This window comes from Microbacterium sp. R86528, from assembly GCF_044596335.1.
Lineage (GTDB): Bacteria > Actinomycetota > Actinomycetes > Actinomycetales > Microbacteriaceae > Microbacterium > Microbacterium marmarense.
The window spans coordinates 2,093,658-2,118,019 of record NZ_CP138996.1 but is presented as its reverse complement, the minus strand read 5'-3'; the positions used below and the strand labels follow the sequence as shown (position 1 = coordinate 2,118,019).

Annotated in this window: 16 protein-coding genes; 6 read left to right on the top strand and 10 right to left on the bottom strand. The window is 63.8% G+C overall.

Annotation, left to right across the window (positions count from 1 at the left end):
• Nucleotides 1-11 precede the first annotated feature (11 nt).
• A complete protein-coding gene (locus SJY18_RS09780; protein ID WP_337336841.1) occupies nucleotides 12-1,583 on the bottom strand; it encodes a DEAD/DEAH box helicase in 1,572 nt (523 codons plus the stop codon).
• Nucleotides 1,584-1,757: 174 nt separating this feature from the next.
• The gene (gene pip, locus SJY18_RS09775) at nucleotides 1,758-2,831 is read right to left on the bottom strand and encodes a prolyl aminopeptidase (RefSeq protein WP_396667409.1); all 1,074 of its coding nucleotides are present in this window, start codon (nucleotides 2,829-2,831) and stop codon (nucleotides 1,758-1,760) included.
• On the opposite strand from pip, the gene SJY18_RS09770 reads away from it, so the two are divergent.
• Entirely contained in the window at nucleotides 2,819-3,013 is a 195-nt protein-coding gene (locus SJY18_RS09770; protein WP_396667408.1) for a hypothetical protein, read from the top strand. The genes pip and SJY18_RS09770 overlap by 13 nt on opposite strands.
• Nucleotides 3,014-3,071: 58 nt before the next feature.
• Nucleotides 3,072-3,569, top strand: coding sequence for a dehydrogenase (locus SJY18_RS09765; RefSeq protein ID WP_396667407.1), 498 nt, complete (start codon nucleotides 3,072-3,074; stop codon nucleotides 3,567-3,569).
• 21 nt (nucleotides 3,570-3,590) lie between these two features.
• Here SJY18_RS09765 and SJY18_RS09760 read toward each other — a convergent pair whose 3' ends face one another.
• From SJY18_RS09760 to SJY18_RS09730, 7 genes are all read right to left on the bottom strand, one after another.
• Nucleotides 3,591-5,936: an ATP-binding cassette domain-containing protein gene (locus SJY18_RS09760; protein WP_396667406.1), complete on the bottom strand. Its 2,346-nt coding sequence runs from the start codon at nucleotides 5,934-5,936 to the stop codon at nucleotides 3,591-3,593.
• 91 nt (nucleotides 5,937-6,027) lie between these two features.
• Nucleotides 6,028-6,606, bottom strand: coding sequence for a DNA-3-methyladenine glycosylase I (locus SJY18_RS09755; RefSeq protein ID WP_396667405.1), 579 nt, complete (start codon nucleotides 6,604-6,606; stop codon nucleotides 6,028-6,030).
• A 31-nt stretch (nucleotides 6,607-6,637) separates the two neighbouring features.
• The gene (locus tag SJY18_RS09750; protein ID WP_337336836.1) at nucleotides 6,638-7,603 is read right to left on the bottom strand and encodes an NAD(P)-dependent alcohol dehydrogenase; all 966 of its coding nucleotides are present in this window, start codon (nucleotides 7,601-7,603) and stop codon (nucleotides 6,638-6,640) included.
• A 95-nt stretch (nucleotides 7,604-7,698) separates the two neighbouring features.
• Nucleotides 7,699-9,804, bottom strand: a complete 2,106-nt coding sequence (locus SJY18_RS09745) for an acyl-CoA dehydrogenase (protein ID WP_396667404.1) — start codon at nucleotides 9,802-9,804, stop codon at nucleotides 7,699-7,701.
• A gap of 232 nt (nucleotides 9,805-10,036) precedes the next feature.
• Complete coding sequence (locus tag SJY18_RS09740; protein WP_396667403.1) at nucleotides 10,037-11,794, bottom strand: glycoside hydrolase family 3 protein; 1,758 nt, start codon at nucleotides 11,792-11,794, stop codon at nucleotides 10,037-10,039.
• A 54-nt stretch (nucleotides 11,795-11,848) separates the two neighbouring features.
• Complete coding sequence (recQ, locus tag SJY18_RS09735) at nucleotides 11,849-13,924, bottom strand: DNA helicase RecQ (RefSeq protein WP_396667402.1); 2,076 nt, start codon at nucleotides 13,922-13,924, stop codon at nucleotides 11,849-11,851.
• Between the two features lie 445 nt (nucleotides 13,925-14,369).
• Nucleotides 14,370-16,874 carry a DEAD/DEAH box helicase gene (locus SJY18_RS09730; protein WP_396667401.1) on the bottom strand — a complete coding sequence of 835 codons (2,505 nt, stop codon included), beginning with the start codon at nucleotides 16,872-16,874 and terminating at the stop codon, nucleotides 14,370-14,372.
• A gap of 83 nt (nucleotides 16,875-16,957) precedes the next feature.
• Between SJY18_RS09730 and SJY18_RS09725 the strand changes: the two genes are divergently transcribed.
• Nucleotides 16,958-17,278, top strand: a complete 321-nt coding sequence (locus SJY18_RS09725) for a GNAT family N-acetyltransferase (protein ID WP_337336831.1) — start codon at nucleotides 16,958-16,960, stop codon at nucleotides 17,276-17,278.
• 74 nt (nucleotides 17,279-17,352) lie between these two features.
• On the opposite strand, the gene SJY18_RS09720 is transcribed toward SJY18_RS09725, so the two are convergent.
• Nucleotides 17,353-20,922 (bottom strand): S8 family serine peptidase, encoded by a 3,570-nt coding sequence (locus SJY18_RS09720; RefSeq protein ID WP_396667400.1) that lies wholly within the window; start codon nucleotides 20,920-20,922, stop codon nucleotides 17,353-17,355.
• A 136-nt stretch (nucleotides 20,923-21,058) separates the two neighbouring features.
• On the opposite strand from SJY18_RS09720, the gene SJY18_RS09715 reads away from it, so the two are divergent.
• The 3 genes from SJY18_RS09715 to SJY18_RS09705 all read left to right on the top strand — a co-directional run bounded on the left by SJY18_RS09715 (nucleotide 21,059) and on the right by SJY18_RS09705 (nucleotide 24,358).
• Entirely contained in the window at nucleotides 21,059-21,610 is a 552-nt protein-coding gene (locus tag SJY18_RS09715; protein WP_396667399.1) for an ECF transporter S component, read from the top strand.
• A gap of 82 nt (nucleotides 21,611-21,692) precedes the next feature.
• Nucleotides 21,693-23,522 (top strand): ABC transporter ATP-binding protein, encoded by a 1,830-nt coding sequence (locus SJY18_RS09710; RefSeq protein WP_396667398.1) that lies wholly within the window; start codon nucleotides 21,693-21,695, stop codon nucleotides 23,520-23,522.
• On the top strand, nucleotides 23,519-24,358 hold the full coding sequence (locus SJY18_RS09705) for an energy-coupling factor transporter transmembrane component T (protein WP_396667397.1): 840 nt from the start codon (nucleotides 23,519-23,521) through the stop codon (nucleotides 24,356-24,358). The genes SJY18_RS09710 and SJY18_RS09705 overlap by 4 nt, the downstream gene beginning before the upstream one ends.
• The last annotated feature ends 4 nt before the right edge of the window (nucleotides 24,359-24,362 follow it).

The following is a 24,362-nucleotide window of genomic DNA, read 5'->3' as shown; positions in this document are numbered from 1 at the left end:
GATGCTGCGGGTCAGCGACCCGAACGGCGGTTGCCGCCGTTCTCGCGAACGACCGAGCCAACCATCAAGCTCGACGAGCCACCCGAATGCGAGGCACGGCGCGAACCCGACTGACGGGGCTTGCCTGCCGGCGCTGCATCACGGTGTGAGCTGTCGCGGTGCGGAGCCGCGTGCTGCTGGCCTGAGCGCTGACCACCGCTCGACGAGCCGCCCTGGCTGCGCTGTCCACCTGAGCGCTGACCGCCGCCAGCTGCTTCAGAGCTGCGCTGCGCGGGGCGCCCCGAACGGTCACGACGCGGCTGCGACTGACCGCCGCCTTCACGTGCGGCACGCTTGCGCTGTGCGTTTGCACCCTGGCTGCGGCCGCCACCGCGTTGCGGCTCGACCTTCGGCGCGGGCTTGACGTACGCGGCAACCGTGCCGACGAGTGCGGCTACCTCGGGCGAGGTCGGCGTCACACGCGTGGGCGTGACCGAAATCGCTGCCTTGCGCAGCAGCTGAGCGACGTCTTTCTCTTGACCGGGCAGAACCAAGGTCACCACGGCGCCTTCGGCGCCCGCGCGGGCGGTGCGGCCCGAGCGATGCAGGTACGCCTTGTGTTCCATAGGCGGGTCAACGTGAATGACCAACTCGACGTCGTCAACGTGCACGCCACGAGCGGCCACATCGGTGGCGACGAGAACCTTGGCGGCGCCCGACGAGAACGCGGCGAGGTTGCGGTCACGCGCGGGCTGCGAGAGGTTACCGTGCAGATCGACAGCCGGAATGCCCGCCGCGGTGAGCTTCTGGGCGAGCTTCTTGGCCTGGTGCTTCGTACGCATGAACAAAATGCGACGGCCGGTGCCCGAGGCAAGCGTGCGGATGACTTCGTTCTTGGAGTCGACGCCATCGAGGGTGAACACGTGGTGGGTCATCGCCGCTACGGGAGAGTTGGCCTCATCGACCGAGTGGAGCACCTCGTTCTGCAAGAAGCGGTTGACGAGCTTGTCTACACCGTTGTCGAGCGTGGCGCTGAAAAGAAGCCGCTGTCCTCCGGTCGGCGTTGCCGACAGAATGCGGGTGACACCGGGCAAGAATCCCAGGTCGGCCATGTGGTCAGCTTCATCGATGACGGTGATCTCGATGGCGTTCAGTTTCACGAAGCCCTGCTTCATGAGGTCTTCAAGGCGACCAGGGCACGCGACGATGATGTCGACGCCTGATTTGAGGGCCTGCACCTGACGGTTCTGGTTGATACCGCCGAAGATCGTGGTGGTGGTCATTCCATAGGCCTTGGCAAGCGGCTCAAGAACCGCATTGATCTGGGTGGCGAGCTCGCGCGTCGGTGCGAGCACGAGGCCAAGAGGCAGGCCAGCACGGCGGCGTCCGCCTGCCAGCTGGGTGCCGAGGCGAGCCACCATGGGAATCGAGAAAGCGAGGGTCTTGCCCGAGCCGGTCTTTCCCCGGCCGAGCACGTCGCGACCGGCGAGCGTGTCAGGAAGAGTGTCTACCTGAATCGGAAAGGCATTGGTTTTGCCCTCGGCGGCAAGAATGTTGACGAGGGGCTGCGGCACGTTGAGCGTGCTGAATGTGACATCAGTCATTGAGGATTCGTTCTCCGGGCACAGATACGCGCCCTATTCGGTGGCCCGAGTCATATTTTGACCTGGGGTCGCCGTGCGAAAGTTTCAGCCAGCGACGTCTGGGAGCGTGTCTACAGACGGCGGCGAGGGAGCGTTCTACGACGCAAGAAGCGCATCGGAGCGCTGCAAGAATCCTTAGTCTACCAGGGACGCGACCTCTGCCTCGGCCAGAGACAGAGGCTGCGTCTCTGGCAGAGCTTCATAACCGGTGGGTTCATGCGCTGCCGCAGGCGTTTCATCGGCGGCAAACTTGTCGGTCGCGGCGCGCAGCACCGCCGCAATCCCTGGCTCGGTGGCGGCGTGCGAAGCATCCGAGATCATGAAGAACTCTGCCTCGGGCCATGCCCGGTGCAGATCCCACGCGGTCATCGGCGGCGTGCACATGTCGTAGCGTCCCTGCACGATCACGGCGGGAATGTGGCGGATCGCCTGCACCCCGCTGATCAGCTGGCCTTCTTCGAACCAGCCACCGTGCATGAAGTAGTGGTTCTCGATTCGCGCGAACGCGGTGGCTGCGGCGGGGTCGGTCATGTCGGCGACCAGCTCAGGGTCGGGAAGCAAGGTCAGCGTGGACGCTTCCCACCTCGACCATGCCACTCCCGCGGGAATGTGCACCGCGGGGTCTGGATCGCTGAGTCGCCGATGGTAGGCCGCCAGCATGTGGGAGCGCTCGAGTACCGGAATCGGTGCGATGAAGTCTTCCCAGAGATCGGGGAACACGGCTCCTGCCCCACCCTCGTAGAACCATTCGAGTTCATGTCGGCGAAGGGTGAAGATGCCGCGCAGCACGATCTCGCTCACCGCGTCGGGGTGCGACTGGGCGTACGCGAGCGCGAGCGCACTGCCCCATGAACCGCCGAAGACCTGCCACTTCGCGATGCCGAGGTTGCGACGCAACAACTCGATGTCAGCCACGAGGTGCCAGGTTGTGTTGAAGCGAAGATCAGCCTCAGGATCGCTCGCGTGCGGGATGGATTTTCCACACCCTCGCTGGTCGAAGAGAATGATGCGATAGCGCTCAGGGTCGAAGAATCGGCGTTGCCACGGAGAGGTTGCGCCGCCCGGACCACCGTGCAGAAAGACCACGGGCTTGCCGTGGGGGTTGCCACTCTGTTCCCAGTAGATGCGATTGCCCTCGCCCGCGATCAGCTGTCCGGTCTCGTACGGTTCGATGTCGGGGTAAAGGATGTCATCCAGTGAGTCGTTCATCGGCTTCTCTCGGCGTTCTCGCACTGTCGCCGTTGGCAGTGCGCAATGATGATCATGGCTCACGGTACCGCGCGCAACCCGGCTTAGCGCGGAGCCTAGGCCTGCGGGTTGCGCTGTGCCAGGCCTTCGCAGAGATGGATGCTGATGAGCTCAGCGTGCCACTGCAGCTCGAGAAAGAGTGAATGGTTGGCGGATCGGGCTGTGCTGGGCGAGAATGAGAACCGACGAAGAGGTATCTCCATGAGCGAGACGGCAATGACTCCCGCAACCGACGGCATCCGCACCCCCAGCGATCACGCGCATCCCGAAACCGCGCCGCTCCACTTGCCCCACCCCGCTGCCGACTGCCCGCGTTGCTTCACCGAGCTCCAAGCCGACCGGCATTGGTGGCAGGCCCGCCCCTCGGGTGCACGGCTCGTCGGACTCGTGATCTCACGTGACGACATGCCGTCCGTGGTTGATCAGCGAAACGAGCTCACTCGGTTTGGAGTGCCGATCGAAGGATTCCGCCACCCTGCGCCCGAGACGCTCGAATCGTGGGAAGAGCGACTCGTCCGCCTTTTCGGCACTCTCAAAGGTGGCGATGTGCTCGTGGTCGCCAATATGCACGCGCTAGGCCGCGATATCGAAGAAGAGCGGCGAACAATCGCCGCGCTACGCAATCGCGGGGTCATGGTGAAGGTGCTCAGTCACACTGGTCGCCACCTCGCCGACCCCGTCGCTGTCGCCGAGCAGTAAAACCCGCTCGAGGCGCGCCCTTCAGCCGCCGACGTATTCGCGCAGATGTGTCGCGGTGAGCGTATCTGACGACGCAACGAGGTCAGCGGGCGTGCCTTCGAACACGACTTCGCCACCGCCCCGGCCCGCCCCTGGGCCCAGATCAATGATCCAGTCGGCGTGCGCCATCACCGCCTGATGATGCTCGATCACAATCACGCTGTTGCCTGACTCGACAAGCCTGTCGAGCATGCCAAGCAGATTGTCAACGTCAGCGAGGTGAAGTCCGGTCGTGGGCTCGTCAAGCACATAGATCGCGCCCTTCTTAGCCATAGAGATCGCCAGCTTCAGCCGCTGGCGTTCTCCGCCCGAGAGGGTACTGAGCGCCTGACCGAGCGTGATGTACCCGATTCCCACGTCGATCATGCGCGTGAGCGTGGTGTGGCTTGCGCCCTTCTTTGGCAAGAACTCCTCTGCCTCGGCCACGGTCATTGCCATGACCTCCTTTATGTTCTTGCCGTCAAGCAAGTACTCGAGCACCTCATCAGCAAAGCCACTGCCCTCGCAGAGGTCACAGCGAGTCTCCACCGTCGAAGCGAAGCCGAGCTCGGTGATGATCACACCCAGCCCCTTGCATGCGATGCACGCACCTTCGGAGTTTGCACTGAACAGTGCCGGTTTGACGCCGTTCGCCTTGGCGAAAGCGGTGCGAATCCCGTCGAGCAATCCCGTGTAGGTCGCTGGGCTGCTGCGGCGAGAACCTTTGATGGCCGACTGATCGACGACGATGACATCGTCGAACGCGGGCAGATTGCCGTGGATGAGTGACGATTTTCCCGACCCTGCCACTCCTGTCACGACGGTCAGTACCCCCAGTGGCACATCGACGCTGACATTCTTCAGGTTGTGCTGCGCAGCATCCCGAATCTCAAGCACGCCCTTCGGTGTGCGCGTGGACTCTTTCAGCCTCGCCCGGTGGTCAAGGTAGCGCCCGGTGAGAGTGTTTGACGCGCGAAGATCGGCGACGGTTCCGCTGAACTGCACTTCGCCACCCGCTCGGCCGGCGCCGGGGCCGAGGTCAACGACGTAATCGGCGATATCGATCACCTCCGGCTTGTGCTCGACAACCAGAACGGTGTTGCCCTTGTCTCGCAGCTGACGAAGCAGGTCATTCATGCGCTGAATGTCGTGCGGGTGCAAGCCAGCCGTCGGCTCGTCGAATACGTAAGTGATGTCGGTCAGCGAGGAGCCAAGGTGACGAATCATCTTGGTGCGCTGAGCTTCACCGCCAGAGAGGGTTCCCGACGCGCGGTCGAGCGAGAGATAGCCCAGCCCGATCTCGACGAACGAATCGATGAGCTGTTGCAGACTGACCAGCAGCGGCGCCACCTGCGGATCTTTGATCGAGCGCAGCCAGGTGGCAAGGTCGGTGATCTGCATCTGGGCGGCGTCGGCAATGCTCACGCCGTCGATCTTCGAATCACGTGTGGCCTGCGCAAGCCGCGTGCCCTCGCACTCCGGGCAAGCTAAGAACTTGACAGCCCGGTCAACGAACGCGCGAATGTGCGGCTGCAGGGCATCGCGGTCTTTCTGGAGCATCGACTTGGTGATCTTCGGAACCAGACCCTCATAGGTCATGTTGATGTTCTGGATCTTGATCTTTGTGGGCTCTTTGTAGAGAAAGTCATTGAGCTGCTGCTCAGTGAAGTCCTTGATGGGCACATCTGCGGGAAACAGCCCTGACTCGCTGAAGCCGCGCACCATCCAGCCGTCGGCACTGTAGCCGGGGATCGTGATGGCACCATCGGTGAGCGACTTGTCACGATCGAATAGTTCGGCCAGGTCAACGTCGCTTACCTCGCCGAGACCCTGGCAGTGCGGACACATTCCGCCGGTCACCGAGAATGATCGGGCCTCGCTCTTACCGGACGCCGTTTTGATGCGCCCGCTGCCGCTGACCGACGGCACATTGAACGAATAGGCCTGCGGCGAGCCGATGTGCGGTGTAGCGATACGGCTGAACAACAAGCGCAGCATCGCGTGCGCATCGGTTGCGGTGCCGACCGTCGAGCGGGCGTTGGCCCCCATGCGCTCCTGATCGACCAGAATCGCCGGGCTCAGATTCTCGAGCGCGTCGACTTCGGGGCGATTCATCTGCCCCATGAACTGCTGCACGAACGTGGGGTAAGTGTCGTTGATGAGGCGCTGAGATTCGTTCGCTATCGTGCCGAACACGAGCGAAGACTTGCCCGATCCGCTCACGCCGGTAAAGACGCTCAATCGCCGTTTGGGAATTTCAACACTCACGTTCTTGAGGTTGTTCTCGCGTGCACCGACGACGCGAATCACCTCGTGAGAATCAGCGATGTGTCCGGATGCCTCGGTCATGAGTTTCCTCTCGTGGTGCCACCTACATTCTGGCGTGCACCGGCGACATTGCGCTCGTGTTTTTCTGCTCGGGGACAGAACCGCACCTAACTCAAACGCTGACCGCTCGCCAACAACCCGGCACGTGGTCATCGACCATGCCAGACGACTGCATCAAGGCATACATCGTGGTTGACCCGACGAAACGAAAACCGCGCTTCTTCAACGCCTTGCTCATGGCATCGGACTCAGCCGTCGTGGCAGGCACATCTGAGAGCGACTGCGGACGAGGTCGCTTCTCTGGCGCAAACGACCACATGAACTGGTCGAACTCCCCCGCACGCAACTCCAGCATGAGTCGAGCGTTTGAAATGGCCGCTCCGATCTTCAATCGATTGCGGATGATCCCCGCATCCATCATCAACCGCTCGACGTCTGAGTCATCGAATCGCGCGATCACCGCGGGATCAAAACCTGCAAACACCTCACGAAAGTGCGGTCGCTTGCGCAGAATGGTGATCCAGCTGAGTCCGGCCTGAAAGCCCTCAAGGCTCATCTTCTCGAACAGCGCCAGGTCGCCGTGCAGCGGTCGCCCCCACTCCTCGTCGTGGTAGCGGCGATACTCCGCGTCATCCCCCACCCACGCGCAACGCGCGATGCCGTCGGGCCCGATCCGCACATCCGCACTCATTCCGCAACCCTACGGCGCGGGGCGGACAGTGTCAGGCCATCGAGAGGACGAGCTGCCCGGCGCGCCCGCGGTCGAGATGGGCGTGCGCAGCGGATGCTTCGGCCAGCGGGTAGGTCCCCTCGACCACGGCGCGCAGAGACCCGGCGTCGACCAGCTCGGCGGTGACGGCGAGATCGTGGCGCTTCGCGGCATCCTTCCTGAGTCCAGTGAGCGCGATGCGCGAGCGTCGTCCGCGTGAGCCGATCGTCCACAGGTGCCACCAGAGCGCACCGAAGGTCGGCACCGTGATCAAGTAGCGGCCCGTCGGGGTGAGCAGCGCTCGCGCGCGGCGGTAGCCGAGGTTGCCGTTCACATCGAACACGACGTCGAAGCGGTCGTCGAGTCTTGGAATGTCGACTGCTCGGTAGTCGAGTACGCGCTCGACTCCGAGGTCGCGCACCGCCTGCGCGCGCTCGGCGCTGCACACCGCGGTGACCTCGGCTCCCCACGTATGGGCGAGCTGTACGGCCAACGTGCCGACCGCGCCGGATGCTCCGTTGATCAGCACACGGTCGCCGCTCTGCAGCTGTGCGGTGTCACGGAGGAAGGCCATCGCCGTCGCGTCGACGAGGGCGGCGGCATCCGTCGACGAAAGCCCCGCAGGACGACGCGCGATCACGCCCGAGGCCTTGACGCGCACGAAATCGGCGTGCGAACCCATCGCGGCTCCAGTGGCCCCCCACACGCTGTCGCCCGGCGCAACCTCGGTGACGCCGTCGCCGATCGAGTCGACGATCCCCGCGAAGTCCGAACCCTGGATCGACGGTCGCGGTTTTCGCAGTCCCGCGAAGAGCCGTGCGGCGAAGGACTCGCCCGATCGAAACGCGGCGTCGGATGCCCCGACAGACGAGGCTTCGACGCGCACGACGACGGTGCCGGGCTCGGCGACGGGCGTCGGCCGCTCGACAACCTCAACGACCTCGGGCCCTCCGTAAGCCCGGAAGACGACTGCGCGCATGGTCTGCTCCTTCGTGTAAAGAATTATTTACACGAAGGCTACGACCGAGTCTGCGAGTATGTCAAGTTTTCTTGACATACTCGCAGTGCGACGGACTACTTCTTCTTGAGCGATTTCTCTGACACGGGCGCCTCGCCCGATGCAGCGAGCGCACGATAGTGCTCGCGGGCCTCATCCTGGCGAGCTCTCTCGGCGCCTGACGCGATCGGAGCGCGCACGTGCTCGGGCGCGAAGCCGTAGGCGTCGACGAGGTCTTGAGCGTGCGGACGAAGCCTCGTGCAGAGTCGGTCGATGTAGCGAGTAACCGATGCCGCGCGCTGGGTCGAGAGCCGCCCGTTGATCATGTACCAGGCGAGGTGCTTCTCGATCAGGTAGAGGCCAAAGAGGTCTCGAAGCCAGGTGAGCACCTGCGCGGTGCCCTCATCTTCGACCGAGGCGACACCGTCAGAGAACGCCTCCCACTGCAACAGCTCTCCGTGTGCACGAGCCGCTTCGATGAGCTCTGCCTGGCGAGAGTTGAAGACCTCGGCTGCCTCTTTCGAGGAGAGCTTGGAGGCCGGTCGCAGCGCCGAGGCGACGTCTGACACCATCTGCTCAACGCGTCCGGCGAGCAGCTCATGCTGCTGTTCTGCACGCAGGCCGAACTCGACCGAGCGCGCCGTCGAACCGAAGTCGGCGACCGACTGGCCGAATTGACGCAAGCCTGCGCCGTGAAAGACCTTGCCCGCGGTCTGGCCGACAGCGTACTTCGCGAGCTTGGCAGCATCCGCCCCTTTGAACTGCTTTGCGAAATCGCTCAGCAGTCGCTTGCCGACAAGCTGCAGCAGAACGTTGTTGTCTCCCTCGAAGGTGACGTAGACATCGAGGTCTTGACGAAGGCCCACAAGCCGGTTTTCGCCAAGGAAGCCGGAGCCACCGCACGCCTCGCGCGCTTCTTGGATGGTGTCGAGGGCGTTCCATGTCGACAGCGGCTTGAGCGCGGCGGCAAGGGTTTCGAGATCTTCGCGCTCTTCGGGGGTGTCATTGCGACCCGAGAAGACGCCATCGAACTTCTGCAGCAGCTCATCGTTCGCGAAGAATTGCGCGTAGTTCTGTGCGAGCAGCGGAAGCAGACGACGCTGGTGCTTGCCGTAGTCGAGCAGCACGATCTCGTCGGTGCCCGAGCCAGAATCGAACTGACGACGCTGGTTGGCGTAGGTGAGGGCGATATAGAGCGAGAGCGCCGTGCCGGTCGTTGCGGCGCCATCAAGCGAGACGCGACCCTGCACGAGCGCGCCGAGCATGGTGAAGAAGCGGCGGCCTGGGCTGGAGATCTCGCTCGAGTAGCTGCCATCAGCGGCAACATCACCGTAGCGGTTGAGCAGGTTCTCACGGGGCACGCGCACCTGATCGAAGTGCAGGCGACCGTTGTCGATGCCGTTGAGGCCACCCTTGACGCCATCGTCTTCGCCACCGACGCCGGGCATGAAGCTGCCCTCGTCGTCGCGGATCGGAACGAAGAAGCAGTGCACTCCGTAGTTCACGCCACCGGTAATCAGCTGTGCGAACACAGTTGCTGCCTTGCCGTGCACAGCGGCATTGCCGAGATAGTCCTTCCATGCACCGCGGAACGGTGTGTGAATGACGAACTCTTCGGTCTCGACGTCGTAGGTCGCGGTGGTACCGATTGCGGCGACGTCTGAGCCGTGGCCGGTCTCTGTCATCGCGAATGCGCCGGGAATGGTCAGGTCGACGATGTCGCGCAGCCACTTATCGTGGTGCTTCTTCGTGCCCAACTGCAGCACCGCAGAGCCGAAGAGCCCCCACTGCACACCCGACTTGATCTGCAGGCTGGGGTCAGCCAGTACGAGCTCCTGGAATCCGGCAATGTTGGCGCCGTTGTTCCCCGCGCCGCCGTACTCTTTCGGAATTGCGCGGCGCGATGCGCCATGCGGAACCAGCAGGTGCATCTGTTCGAGCACACGCTCGCGGTGCTCGGCCATGGGCTGACCTTCGATACGCCAGAATGCGGGATCCTTGATCATCTCTCGCGCCTCGCGGCGCGTGTCTGCCCACGTTCCCAGCAGCAAGTCGGTCACCGCATCGATCTCGATGCGGGGCTCGGATGCTTCGGCGGCGCTGTGTGCGGCGGTAGGCGCGCCGCCGGCAGGAGTGCGCTTGCTCTTGGCGGGCGTCGAAGAACGGACGGCGGTGTCAGACATGGCATCACCTTTCGGCTTTGGAGGGCAGGCTAAGTCACTTTCGACCGTAGGACTCCTCTAACGGCCCGGCAACACCGTTGGCGCATTGCTACAACCCGGCGACGCTAAGGCTTCGCCGGTCATGTGCACTCCCGACATGTCATCGCCGAGACCCCATGCGCAGCGAGGCCACTGCGCCCGCACGTGCAAGAACAGTGGCCTCAAGTGATGAGTGTTGCTTCGGCGAGGTGGCCTAGAGCTTCAGCCCATGACCGAAGCGGAAGAGCGGGTTCTCGGTGTCGAAGGGCACATCAGGGCGTGATGCCTCGACCGCTGCCATCGAGCGCGGCAGGTCAAACGGCAGACGACCCTTCGGCGACGCAGCGCCGGTCAGCACATCGAGCAGTGCGGCGGCATTGGCGCCCCAGTTGGCCGTGATTGCCGCGACATGATCGACGAATGGTGTGAGAACTGCGGGGCGGTCAAGCAGCACGTCGATGACCGTAGGCACGGTAGCCGCGACCTCGCGCACATGAGCCACGACCTCGTCTGAGTAGTCGAGTGAACCCGCGTGAAAGAAGTTCTCGAACATCGTCTCGCGCTCTTCGAACGGAGCCTGGAGTCGCAGCACCGCCACTTCTGCTTCAGCCGGGGTGGCAACGATGTCACCGAAGCGCGCGGCAGTGTCTGCGTCGATTCCTTCAACGTAGAGCTTCGGACGACCCGCGAGCGGGAGCACTCCGGTGTTGGCGAGCACCGTGATCGCCGCGCGCTGGGCGGCTTCGCCCGCCGCGCGAAACTCGGCGTTGCCGACAATCGCGTCAGCCTTGTCTTCATCCACAAATGGGTTCTCGAACAGCCCGAGGTCGAACTTCTCGCGCAACACGCGGCGCGCCGAGACGTCGAGGCGCTCTTCGGTCACTTCACCGTCTGCGACGAGCTCAAGCAGCAGTTCGGGGCATGCTTCGCCGCCGAACTGGTCGACGCCGGCGTCCATGACCTTCTTCATGCGCTCACGCGGGGTCAGATGCTCAACACCCCACGCTCGGGCAGCGTGAACGTGACCGAGTAGCGCACGGTCGTGAACAAGTCCCCAGTCGGTGCACACCACACCTTCGAATCGATAGCGCTCGCGCAACAGTCCGGTGATCACCGACTTATTGAAACCGAAACCGACTTCTTCGTACTCGGTGCCCACCGGCATGCCGTAGTAGGGCATGATCTGGCGGGTGCCTGCTTCGAACGCTGCCTCGAAAGGCTTGAGATGCGTTTCAAACTGGCCACCGGGATAGACCTGCTCGCGCCCATAGGCGAAGTGCGGGTCTTCGCCGTCCTTCTGCGGTCCGCCACCAGGAAAGTGCTTCGTCATCGTCGAGACGGATCCGGCACCGAACGACTCACCCTGAAAGCCCCGAATGTAGGCAGCGCCCATGCGGCCGGCAAGTTCGGGGTCTTCGCCGAAGGTCGCCGTGGCGCGTGCCCAACGAGGCTCGGTGGCAAGGTCGACCTGCGGATGCAGTGCCACGCGCAGGCCTACGGCCGTGTACTCCTGACGAGCGATGTCGGCAAACTGCTGAACGAGTTCTTCATCGCGAGTCGCGGCGAGACCCATTGTCTCTGGCCACTGCGAGAACGGTCCGGCCATGATCGCAGCCCCAGGGTTCTCACTGAACGAATGGCGTGGATCGGTCGAGAGAGTGACCGGAATTCCAAGCCGGGTGGATGCGGCCAGCTTCTGCAAAGAGTTCTGCCAGGCGGCGATCTCGCGTCCCGTGGGGGCCGCGCCCAATAGGTTGAAGTGGCTCATCAGCTTGTCATCGATGAACTCGCGCGCCGAGGGGATGTCGAACATCGCGTTGCCCTCGTCGAGATCGCTGATCGCGATCATCGTGTGAAAAAGCAGCCCGGCCTTCTCTTCGATGGTCATCTGCGACAGGAGAATCTCTACGCGATCGTCGATCGGCAGCGATGCGTCACGAAAACGCGTGTCAATAGTGGCGTCATTGCTCATGCCCTCGAGCATAAACCGAACAGAGCTCGGTTTTCAACCCGATCATCCTGTCGGCTAGGAGCCAGCCACGACCGCCAGCACCGCCTCGCCGTACGCCTCGCGCTTCTTCGCACCAATTCCCGTCACTCCATCGAGGTCGCCCAGACTCTGTGGACGATGCTCGGCGAGCGCGCGCAGCGTCGCGTCGCCGAAGACGATGTAGGCCGGCACGCCGAGCTCTTTCGACACACCTGCTCGCCACTCGCGCAGCTTCTCGAAGAGTCCGCGGTCCGCGGCATCCAACGTGTCAGACGCTGAGGTCTTGCGAACCCGGGGCGCCGTGCCCGCGCGGCCGATCACATCGCGACGCAGCAGAACGGTCGCTTCACTGCGCAGCACCGCTCCCGCGGGTTCGCCGAGAGCCAGGGTGCCGTAGTCGCCTTGCGCGACGATGATTCCGCGCGCGAGCATCTGCCGGATGACGCTGCGCCAGTCTTGGTCGCTGAGATCCGAGCCAAGCCCGTAGGTGGCGAGTGTGTCATGACCCTGCTGGCGGATTCGCTCGGTCGATGCTCCGCGCAGAATATCAACGAGATGACCGGCACCGTACGACTGGTTGCGCTCGCGCTTCAGCCGAACAATCGTCGACAGCAGCTTCTGTGCGGCGATCGTGCCATCCCAGGTGTCGGGCGCTTCGATGCAAGTGTCACAGTTGCCGCAGGGCTGCGATGGCTGCCCGAAGTAATCGAGCAGATTCTGACGTCGGCAGCTGACGGTTTCGCACAGGCCGAGCATCGCATCAAGGTGCTGTCCGAGCCGCACCTTGTAGGTGCGGTCGCCTGGACTCTGGTCGATCATTCGGCGTTGTTGCACGACGTCACCGAGACCATAGGCCATCCAGGCGATGGATGCTTCGCCGTCACGTCCGGCGCGACCGGTCTCTTGGTAATAGCCCTCTACCGACTTCGGCAGGTCAATGTGTGCGACGAAGCGAACGTCGGGCTTGTCGATGCCCATGCCGAAAGCGATCGTTGCCACGATGACGACACCGTCTTCGCGCAGGAAGCGCGACTGGTTGGCAGCTCGCGTCTCGGCGGGCAGGCCGGCGTGATAGGGCAACGCCTTGATGCCCTGCGTGCTGAGGTAGTCCGCAGTCTGCTCGACCGATTTGCGACTGAGCGCGTAGACGATGCCGGCCGGCGGCTCGGTGTCAGTCGCCACGCGAAGAGAGCGGATGAAGGCGACAAGTTGCCTGCGCGGATCGGTCTTCGCCTCGATGCGGTACTGAATGTTGGGGCGGTCAAAGCTCGAAACGAAGTGCTTCGCCTTTGGCATGTGCAGACGCTCAGTGATCTCTTTGTGAGTCGCGCGGGTTGCTGTCGCCGTGAGCGCGAGGCGCGGCACCCCAGGGAAACGCTCGCCGAGGCCGCCGAGACCGAGGTAGTCAGGGCGAAAGTCGTGACCCCACTGCGACACACAGTGTGCTTCGTCGATGGCAATCACGCTGAGCTTTCCTCGCGCCAGAAAGCGCAGGGTGGCCTCGGTGTTGAGGCGCTCGGGCGCGACATAGAGCAGGTCGAGTTCGCCCGAGAGGTATGCCTGCTCGACCGCCGCCCGTTCGCTAGAGCTCTGCGTCGAGTTGAGGTAGCCCGCGTGCACACCGTTGGCTTTGAGTGCGTCAACCTGATCGTGCATCAGTGCGATCAGCGGGCTCACCACCAGTCCGGTGCCAGGTCGCACGAGTGCGGGCAGCTGGTAGCAGACGCTCTTTCCGCCGCCGGTCGGCATGAGCACCACGGCATCGCCACCAGCGATGACCTGGTCGATGATCTCGCCCTGGTCTCCGCGGAAGGTGTCGTAGCCGTAGACCTCGTGCAACACCGCGCGGGCGTCGGCACCGACGAAGTCTTTGCGCGGCGACGAGGGGAACGTGGCAGGCGGACCAGCTGGCACAGCGGCGGCGCTGCCGCCAGACCGTGCGGTGCCCTGACGCCTGGTTGAGCTGGAGGTGCCCGCGGGCGCGCCCGCAGCTGAACTCGGCGCGCCGCGATAGGGCCCCTCGTCAAACGGCGGCTCATCAAACTCCGGCGGCGGGGCGTGCTCGTCTGGATCCCACACCAGGTCTGCGTATGGGTCGGACTGGTTGCTCATCCCTCCCAGGGTAGCCGTGGCGCCCGACACCGCTCACCCGTTTCCACAGGCGGGTGTGCCCGGCTTCGGCGGGCCGTGCCGGCGAGCGGGGGTGCCAGCAAGCCGCGGTGCCCGCCGCCAGCGAGCGTGGTGCCAGCCGCCGGCGCGCGGGGGTGCCAGCCTTCGGTGCACGCGCCAGCGATCCGTGCATGCGCCAGCCTTCCGCGCACGCCGCCAGCGCGCGGCGAAACGGCCGGGGGATTCGACGACACGCCGCACCGCAGCATCCACACCCCGCGTGTCACCAAAAGCCCCGGCCGTTTTGCACGCGGAGCGCCCGAACAACACCGGCACCCGCACAACACCGGCACCCGAACAACGCGGAACACCCGTTCAACAAGGAACACCCGTTCAACACCGGCACCCCAACCGGCTACGCAACCCACGAAGCGGACCCACCGGCGCGCTAGAGCCGCACGACCTCCGTCACGCGCACGACGGCGGTGCCCTCTTCGACAGAGGCGGCGAGGTCAACCTCAGCGCGAATGCGCCAGTCGTGGTCGCCCGCGGGGTCGTCAATCGTCTGCTCGACGCGCCACACTCCCTCATCAGCCGACGATTCGTCGATATCGACCAGTCGAGGTGAACGCGCTGGCCCACCGGTAAGCAACTCGTCATGGTCGTCGAAGTAGGCGTCGAGCGCTGCGGGCCAGTCGACGTCGGGGTCGAGTTCAACGAGCTCGTCGTCTTTCTGCAACGCTGCCAGCTGCACGCGGCGAAACAGCTCGTTGCGCACCAGCACGAGAAACGCGCGCCGGTTGGTGAGCACCGACGGCGGTGCTGGCGGCACAACGGGAGCGGCGGGGTCGGTCACCGGGTTGATCAGAGCTTCCCACTCATCGACGAGGCTCGAGTCGACCTGCCGCACGAGCTCGCCCAGCCACTCGATCAGGTCGAGCAGCTCAGAGGTCTGCGCTTCGGTCGGCACGGTCTGTCGAATGGCGCGATAGGCGTCAGAGAGGTAACGCAGCACGAGCCCCTCGCTGCGCGCGAGTTGGTAGTGCTGCGTCAACTCGGCGAACGAGAAGGCCCGCTCGAACATGTCGCGCACGACCGACTTCGGCGAGAGCTCGAAGTCGCGAATCCACGGCTGGCTCGACGCGAAGACCTCGTACGACTGGTTCAGCAGCTCTTCGAGCGGCTTCGGATAGGTCACTTCTTCGAGCAGTTCCATCCGCTCGTCGTACTCAATGCCGTCGCGTTTCATTGCGGCAACCGCTTCGCCGCGAGCCAAAAACTGCTGCTGAGAAAGCACCGGCCGAGGGTTGTCGAGGGTCGACTCGATCACGCTCACAACATCGAGCGCGTAGTGCCCGCTTCCCACGCTGCCGGCTTCGTCCTCGGGGTCTAGCAACTCAATCGCGGCGAGCGCAAAAGGCGACAGCGGCTGGTTGAGGGCAAAATTCGCCTGCAGGTCGACAGTGAGTTGGATGCTGCCATCCCCCGTCACTTCAACTACGTCGGCGGCCACCAGGGTGCGGAAGATATCGAGGGCGCGTCGCGCGAGCTCGAACTGTCGCGCACGCGGCTCGTGGTTGTTGCGCACGATGTCGCGCACGTTCTCGAACACGTCGCCGCCCCGCGCGATGATGTTGATGAGCATGGCCGCGGTGAGCTGCATCTGTGGAACCAGCGGCTCGGGCTCAGCGTCAACAAGTCGCTCGAACGAGGCCTCGCCCCAGTTGACGAAACCCTGCGGCGCTTTCTTGCGCACGACCTTCTTGAGCTTCTTCGGGTCATCCCCGGCCTTCGCCAGCGATGAGGCGTTGTCGATCTCGTGGTCGGGGGCCATCACCACCACCGTGCCCGCCGTGTCGTAGCCCGCACGACCCGCCCGGCCAGCTACCTGGTGAAACTCACGCGCGCTCAACTGACGCATTCGCTGACCGTCGTACTTGGTCAGCGCGGTGATCATGACGGTGCGAATCGGCACGTTGATACCGACACCGAGAGTGTCAGTACCGCAGATGACGCGAAGCAGGCCGCGTTGCGCCAGAGTTTCGACGAGCCGCCGGTAGCGCGGCAGCATCCCGGCATGATGAACACCGATCCCCGCGCGCACATAGCGCGAGAGCGTGCGCCCAAACGTGGTGGTGAAGCGGAACCCGCCGATCGCCTCGGCGATCTCGTCTCGCTGCTCACGCGACACGATGCGAATCGACGACAGCGCCTGCGCACGCTCCATCGCGGCAGCCTGCGAGAAGTGCACGATGTACACCGGCGCCTCACCCGTGTGGAGGAGCTCTTCAACCGTTTCGTGCACTGGTTTGCGCACATACGAGTAGTGCAATGGCACCGGCCGCTCGACGCCCGTGATGCGCGCGAGGGGGCGACCCGTTCGTCGCTCGAGATCTTCAGCGATGTCGGCGACGTCACCGAGGGTCGCCGACATCAGAATGAACTGCGCGCGGTGCAGAATCAGCAGCGGCACCTGCCACGCCCAGCCGCGGTCGCTGTCGCCGTAGTAGTGAAACTCGTCCATGACGACCTGGTCAACGAGCGCATCAGGCCCCTGACGCAGTGCGAGGTTCGCCAGAATCTCTGCCGTACAGCAGATGATGGGCGCATCTGCGTTGACCGATGAGTCACCAGTAACCATGCCGACGTTGTCTGCACCGAAGATGTCGACCAGCGCGAAGAACTTCTCGCTCACCAGGGCTTTGATCGGCGCGGTGTAGTAGGTGCGCCCACCGGCGGCGAGCGCCGCCGCGTGAGCGGCAATCGCGACCATCGACTTTCCGGTGCCGGTCGGGGTCGAAAGCACCACGTTCGCGCCAGAGGCAATCTCGATAACCGCCTCGTCTTGAGCGGGGTAGAGCGTCAGTCCACGACTGGTTGCCCACTGCACAAACCCGTCATAGACGGTGTCTTCGTCAGCGCCCGGCGGCACGAGGTCGGTGAGCAGTGGCATCCTCCCACTCTCTCATCTCTTGCTGCGGGACTGGCGACACGATTCGCAAAGCCGTACGTTGATCACCAGACGAAAGGATGCCGATGACAACCTCCGCAGATGAAACCACCGTTGCGCGCAATGAGAAAGCAAGCCGCTACGAGATCCATGTTGGCGAAGTGTTGGCTGGCTTCGCCGACTACAAGACCGACTCTCATGACCGCGTGTCTTTCCCCCACACCGAGATCGACCCGGCGTTCGCCGGCAGAGGTCTGGCGAAGCTTCTCATCAAAGACGCGATGGCGGACGCTGCCGCACGAAACGACACCGTGGTGCCGCACTGCCCGTTCGTCGAGAAGTATCTGAAGAACAACTCCGTGGAGGGGCTCGAGGTGGTGTGGCCCGACGAGCCGCACCCCGAATAGGCCGATTGACCCCCACCTGCCACATGTTGAAGGGCGCCCGAGCGTTGCTCGAGCGCCCTTCAACCGTCTTCCCGTTAGCGCAGCACCAAGAACCCGGTCACTCCTGCTGATCTCTCAACCGTCTCGGCACCGTCGTAGACGGCGGTCACAACGTGTATGCCGCTGCTCTGCCTCGGCAGTGTGATGCTTAGCGCACCGTCGGTCAGTGTGCCGGTGTACTTCTTGGAGTCCACCCGCACTGTCACTTCGCCTTCGGCTGCGGCATCACCCGAGACCTGCACCGACACGTTCACTTCGAAAGTCTGCGAAGACTTGCCGACGTATCGGTTCATCTTGACCGTCGTCTTCGAGTTGCTCTTCACGATCACTTCGTCGCTCACGGCCACACCGCTGTTCACGTTTCCGCTCTGCGTTGCGGTCACCTGAATGGAGAGTGCTGAACCGGCATCTGCAGAAGTCACCTCGTAGCGGGGCGTCGTTGCTCCATCAATGGGTTCGCCATCGCGCAGCCATTGATAGGTCACCGCAACTCCGCTCGGTGTCCACTTTCCCGCGTCAGCCTTGAGCGTTTTTCCAACCTTCGCCGAGCCAGTGATCTTCGGAGCCTTGGTGGCAACCGGAGCGGGGTCGCCAGCCTCGACCGTGACCAGCGTGCGCACCGCAGAGTCGCCATACTGCACGACGCCGAGATAGCTGGTTGACGGTTCAAGGTTCTGCCACGAAGCGGTGAGGGTTGCTTGCTCGCCCTGGGCCACCGTGACGGGGTTTGGCTCCGCCGTGAATTCGCCGACGCCATCGGGCGTCACGATTGCTTCGTGGAGGTCCCACGTCATCGGATCGGCTACCGAGTACAGGTTCGCGATGATCAGGTAGGTGCCGGCTTCTGGGTAGTCCAATGTGACCTGCTCGTCGGCCGAGCCTGTTGCTGACTGCCATACCTCGTAGTAACGCAGATCGTCAGGGCTCACGACGTGGTAGACGAACAGGTCGAGGTCGCTGCCGACATCGTCAGAGGAGTCGAGCGTCCATTGTGCGAGGCGCGTGCCCTCTTCGATCTCGGTGATCCAAGAGATATTGCCGTTCGCATCACCCGAGGCTTCGTCGCCTGAATGCCCTTCTGGGGCATCCGGCGCCACAAGCAGCTCCAGCGGCGCAAGTCCGCTGAGGTTCAGCGGCAACTCACCCGAGATACCCGAGATGAAAGCGATATCGGTGCTCGATGTGATGCCCTGACCGACCACTGACTCCGGCGCATCGGCGGTGACCGGCTGCACAGCCAGCGGTGAGCGGACGGTGATCCCGTTGTCGCCCGTCCACGTCAGCGAACCCGTCGACCACTGCTCGACCGCAGCGCTCTCGTTTGAGAACGTGACGGTGAACTCGACGCTCTCACCTTCGGCGAGCGTCACCTGTGAGGGTGAAACCTCAGCCGCGATACCTGGAAACGACACCGATGCCGTGTAGGTTCCCGCTGTGGTCGCGGTGACCGTGCGGGTGACGGACTGCGATCCTGACAGGCTCCCGATACCGATAGACGCGAGATTCAGATCGCTGGGGTCGATCGGTTCGATCTCGGCAAAGTCTGCGTTGCCCGTGCCCTCCATGTATGCGGCCCAGTCATTCGGTCCGTTGAGATAGAGAAGGCCTGGCTCGAAGAACCGTGTCGGATCCACGTGACCCGCGCCCTGCGCAAATGGATCGGTGACCGCGTTGTTCGACGCGTCGACCGTGTCATACGCCGTGGTCATCATTGCCGACTTGACCTCAGCCGGGCTGGCGAGAGGTCGCTCGCCGAGGTACAGCGCCCCGAGGCCTGCAATATGAGGTGATGACATCGAGGTTCCTGAGAGAAATTCGAACGCGCCCGCCTCACCAGGGGCATTCGCGGCCGCCGCGAGAATAGCGACACCGGGTGCGGAGATATCAGGTTTGATGACGTCACTGCCGTCGGCCAGCATCGGACCGCGGCTTGAGAAGCCCGCCACCTGTGGCGTGGGTGTTTCAACGCCGGTGACGTTGTCACCGATGAGAGTTGCCGTCGGGTTCGGCGTCACGCGCACATATTCGAGAATCGCGTCGCGGTACTCGTCGCCCAGGTGCACGGTAGGCACCGAGTGAAAGTCGTTGTCGAGCGATCCCGGCGTGACGTTCACCAGAATCATGCCCACCCCGCCGGCCTCGGCAACAGCTTCGGACTTCTCGACTCTGGCAATCGTGCCGCGGTCACAGACCACGATCTTGCCCTCGACAACGGCAGGGTCGAGAGTGTCGAGGTAGCAGAGCGCGGCCTCGGTCGGGGATTGACCCGAAAGAGCTGCGTCGCCCGCATAGATGACGTCGTCGGTGATCGTCGTGCCGAACGGCACTGAGATCGACGCACCCGCAGCCTCGAAGCCGTTGGGCAACTGCACGGTGCCTTCGTAAGTCGGGATAGTGGATGCTGCCACAGTCATGTACCAGGGTGAGGCATGATCGGCAGTCGAAGCATCCGGACCGGAGTTGCCAGCGCTCACCGAGACGAAAACACCCGCAACGGCTGCGTAGAAGAACGAAACGTCGTCGGCGGCGAGTGTCGAGGTGGCTGAGCCGCCACCGATCGAGTAGTTGATGACGTCAACGCCGTCTGCGACGGCAGCATCGATCGCGCTGAGAAGATCGCTCAGGGCGCAGATATCGTCATCGGTCGTGAGCGGATCGGGGCCGACATAGCAGGCCTTGTATGAGGCTACTTTTGCGGCTGGTGCGACGCCAGAGATGGTGCCGAAGTCGGTGCCCGCAACAGATGCCGACACCCCCGGGTTGCCAGCGGCAGTGCTCGCGGTGTGGGAACCGTGAGTATCACCATCGCGGGGTGAGAGGTAGTCAGCACCGAAGTCATAGCCGGCTGCAGCCGCGCCCGACGAGAAGTACTTCGCGCCGATGAGCTTGGTCGAATAGTCGCTGTTGTCCCATTCCTCGCCCGATACGCGCTCGCTGATGAACTGCTGCCCATCTGCTTTGTCGAAAACGACGTTGTTGTCGACAAGATAGGGCTCTTCACCGGGGATTGTCCCAAGCGGCTCGCCAGCAAATGAAGGACTCTCGGGTGCGATCCCGGTGTCGACGACACCCACCACAACGCCCTCGCCCGCGGCAGCAACGCCACCGACCGACTGCCAGACTCCGTCTTCGCCTTCAAGGCCGAGGAACTCGGTGGACGAAACGGCGTCGGGGTGGCGGATCTCGTCGGGGTACACGGCGAGCACACCCTTCGCGGCCGACAGCTTGCCAGCTTCTTCTGGTGACATCTGCGCGCTGAAGCCGTTGAGCGTGACCTGGTAGGTCGCTTCGACCTCGACGCCGGCTTCTGCAGCAACCTCGCTTTGGCGCTCTTCGAGAAACTCGGTGTAGTTCTGAGCGTTGCGCGACCGAGGGTCGAGTTTCTCGCCTTCTTCAGGTTTGGTGGGCGCAAGGCCCGCTTCGCCGCCCTCATAGCCAGCAACCGGTTCCTCCTCGAGAAGAACGATGTAGTTGCCGCTGGGCGAATCGATGGGCGCTGGGACTGTCACCTCCTCGTCGGTCGCGCCGAAGCTGGCGGTAGCGGTACTTGCGAACAGCGCGGCGAGGGTAATCGCCGCTGCAGCCCTCAAGGTATTTCGACCCATGAAGTGCTCCCTGGTGTCTAGGAAGTTGAGCAGATGTCGTCGTCGACACCCGCAAAATCAAAGCTAACCCACAGCTTCAGGCTTGTGAATAAGGCATTGTGAGAATCCGATGAGAGACCGGGGCTACGCTGGGCGAGTGACTTCACGATCGCGCCTATCTACGAGCGTCTTGCTCACATGCGCCGCGATCGGCGTCGCGACAGGTGTGTTGCAGGTGGCTGCTGGCGTCATCAGCGTGCCCGTTTCGGCGACTTTGCCCATCCTCTATGGACTCGTGCTTGGTGTGCACGTGCTTCCCGGGGTGGTCGCCCAAGAGCTGCTGCGCGCGCCGTGGGTTGCGCTGATCACTCATTTCGTCGCGGCCCTCGTGGCAAGCGCGATGACCCCGCCTTGGATCGGTCGCTACATCGGCACCGCCCTGCTTATCGGGGGACTGCAGGAACTGGTGGCTGCGACTTCGCGCTACAAGCAGTGGCAGCCGTGGCGGTTCTTTGTCTCGGCGGTAGTCGTGGGCGCCGTCATCGCCGTCGCGATCTGGTTCGCGGCAGACGTCACTCGCTTCCCCCTATGGGGACAGATTTTCTACGTAGCGCTGTTCATCGCCGGCCCCGTCGCGTGGACGGCAGTGGGCCTCGGCATCGGTCGGGCCCTGCGCCGCGCTGGTGTGCCGCGCCGGGTGCACGGCTGAGCACGCAGTGCTCTGTGAGACTCGCTGTATTCCTTAGGGTGAACTAAGTTAGGACTGACTAAGTTCACCTTCGGAAAGTTTCATGACCGCACTCGAGCGCGACTCCTCCGCCGCTGGGGCGGCCGACTTCGCAGTGCCCCTGGTGCGGTTGCGCGACGTCGCGATCACCCACGATGGCGAATCAGTAGCCTCTCCCGCGTCCGTCTCTTTCGAGATCGCCGCCGGCGAGGTCGTGCTGCTGCTCGGGCCTTCTGGTTCAGGAAAGTCGACCCTCACCCTCGCCCTCAACGGGTTGATCCCGCACGCGATACCAGCTGGCGTTGCCGGATCGCTCTTGGTCGACACGCTTAACACTCTCGAGACCCCCGTAGCCGAAATGAGCACCCGCGTTGGCATGGTGTTTCAGGACCCCGACGCGCAGCTGGTGACCGGAACGCTTCTCGACGAGGTGGCTTTCGGTCCCGAGAACCTTCGAATGCCCGTTGCCGCGGTGCTCTCGCGCGCGGAGGCCGCGCTTCGGCAGGTGGGGCTGTGGGAGCGTCGCCGCGAGAATCCTGACCGTCTTTCGGGCGGTGGCCGCCAGCGCCTTGCGATTGCTTGCGCGCTAGCTATGGGAGCACCGCTGCTCGTGCTCGATGAGCCCACCGCCAACCTCGATCCCCAGGGAATTGAAGACGTCTACCAGGCCCTCGCTGAGCTGGTTGCTGCCGGGGATCACGCGATCCTCCTCGTAGAGCACAACCTCGATGCCGCGATCGGTTTCGTCGACCGCGTCGTCGTGCTCGACCACGCGGGCGTTGTGGCCTTTGACGGAGCTGTCGACGAAGTGCTGCGCGATCGCGCTGCCCAGCTGCATGAGATGGGAGTATGGCTGCCGGTCTCTACGATCGCCGCACTTCGCATGCGTCGCGCCGGATACGTATTCGATCCCCTCCCCCTCACGCCGGCCGAACTACGCGCTGCCCTTGAGTCGACGCCGGCGCCGATAGCTGAGGCAAACGACGAGGTGCCGCAGCCAGGCGCACTCGCGCCACGCGCAGCATCCGCACCCGAGACCGCAATCGAGGTGCGCCGCCTCACCCTTCGACGCGGCCGCACCGCGGTGCTTCATGACGTGAACCTCGAGATCCTTGAGGGCGAGTTCGTTGCAATCGTCGGAGCGAACGGTGCAGGCAAGACCAGCCTGATCCAGGCGATTGCCGGCGTCATCCCGCCACCGCGCGGCACGGTGTACTTGAGTGAGACGGTGCACTCGACCCCCCCTGCAAGCGGGGGCAGGGCCGTGGACCGGGGGCGGGTCGATGTCGCTCGCGCGGACTCGCGCACCACGAGCTCACTCATCGGCTTCGTCTTCCAAAACCCTGAGCACCAGTTCATCGCGCATACGGTGTTCGACGAGGTCGCGCACGGGCTGCGGCGCCAACGTCTGCCAGAAGACGAAGTAGAAGCGCGCACCTTGGCGCTGCTCGAGAGGTTTGGTCTCGCTGAGAAGGCACTCAGCCATCCCTTCCTGCTCTCAGGAGGACAGAAGCGACGCCTCTCGGTCGGCACCGCGCTGGTCGCGGGAGCTCCGATTCTCGTGCTCGACGAACCGACGTTCGGGCAAGATCGTGCTCGCGCCGACGAGTTGCTGTCGCTGTTGCGCGAGCTCAATGATCACGGCACCACCATCGTTGTGGTCACCCACGACATGCAATTGGTCACCGAGTACGCCGACCGCACGATCGTGCTCGCCGATGGCCGTGTCATCGCCGCCGGACCCACAGCCCACATTTTCGACGACCAGGCGCTGATCGAGCGCGCGGGACTGCGCCTGCCGCCGCTTCGGCAGGCCCTCACAAATCTGCCCTCGCATCCTGATCTCACAGGAGTCGCACGTCTTCGAGACCTTCCCGGCGGGGCCACCTCATGACTGCCGCGACCCTCGTGACACCCGCGCAACAGGAGTTCGATCCGTACGCGGGGCGATCAGCGGCATCCCCCATTCGTTTTCTCTACGCTCTCAATCCGCTTGGCAAGCTGTTGGCCCCGCTGCCCGCGATGGTGTTGCTGGTTTTCGTTCGGGATGCTGCCACCCCCGCGGCCTTCATCGTGCTCAGCTACGCGATCATCCTCGTCGGAGCATCGATGACAAAACGTCTTGCCGCAGTACTCGTGGCCGTGCCGCTCGCCATCATCGTCATCGGTGTCGGGTTTTCGATCTGGACCGATGCCGCACAGGTTGACCACACGGCCCCCGCCCTGCAGATCGGCGGCTGGACACTGTATTGGGGTGCGCTGGCCATCGGCTTCACGACCGGGCTCCGCATCGCCGCGATCGTCTCGCTCACGCTGATCGTCGGGCTGTCGACCACCGGTCCAGATCTCGTGCGCTCCATGGTGCAGCAGCTGCGCGTGCCATATCGCATCGGCTACACGGCACTTGCCGCCTTCCGCTTCGTGCCGCGTTTCGGGTATGAGCTAGAGGTCATCAGGCAAGCCCACCGCGTGCGCGGTGCCCACGGTGGACGGGGGCCAGTTGCCGCCATCGCACGATGGAGCGGCTACATTGTGCCGCTGCTCGCGGGGGCGATCCGACACGCTGAGCGAGTGGCGCTTGCGATGGATGCGCGCGCCTTCGGCGCCTACCCTGATCGCACCGAGCGCTATCTGGTGCCGTGGCACACGCGCGACACGGTGTTTGTCGTGCTGTTCGTCGCAGCATCCGCCCTGATCTTCTGGTTCACCTATCCGTGGACTCTCGCGTAGCGGG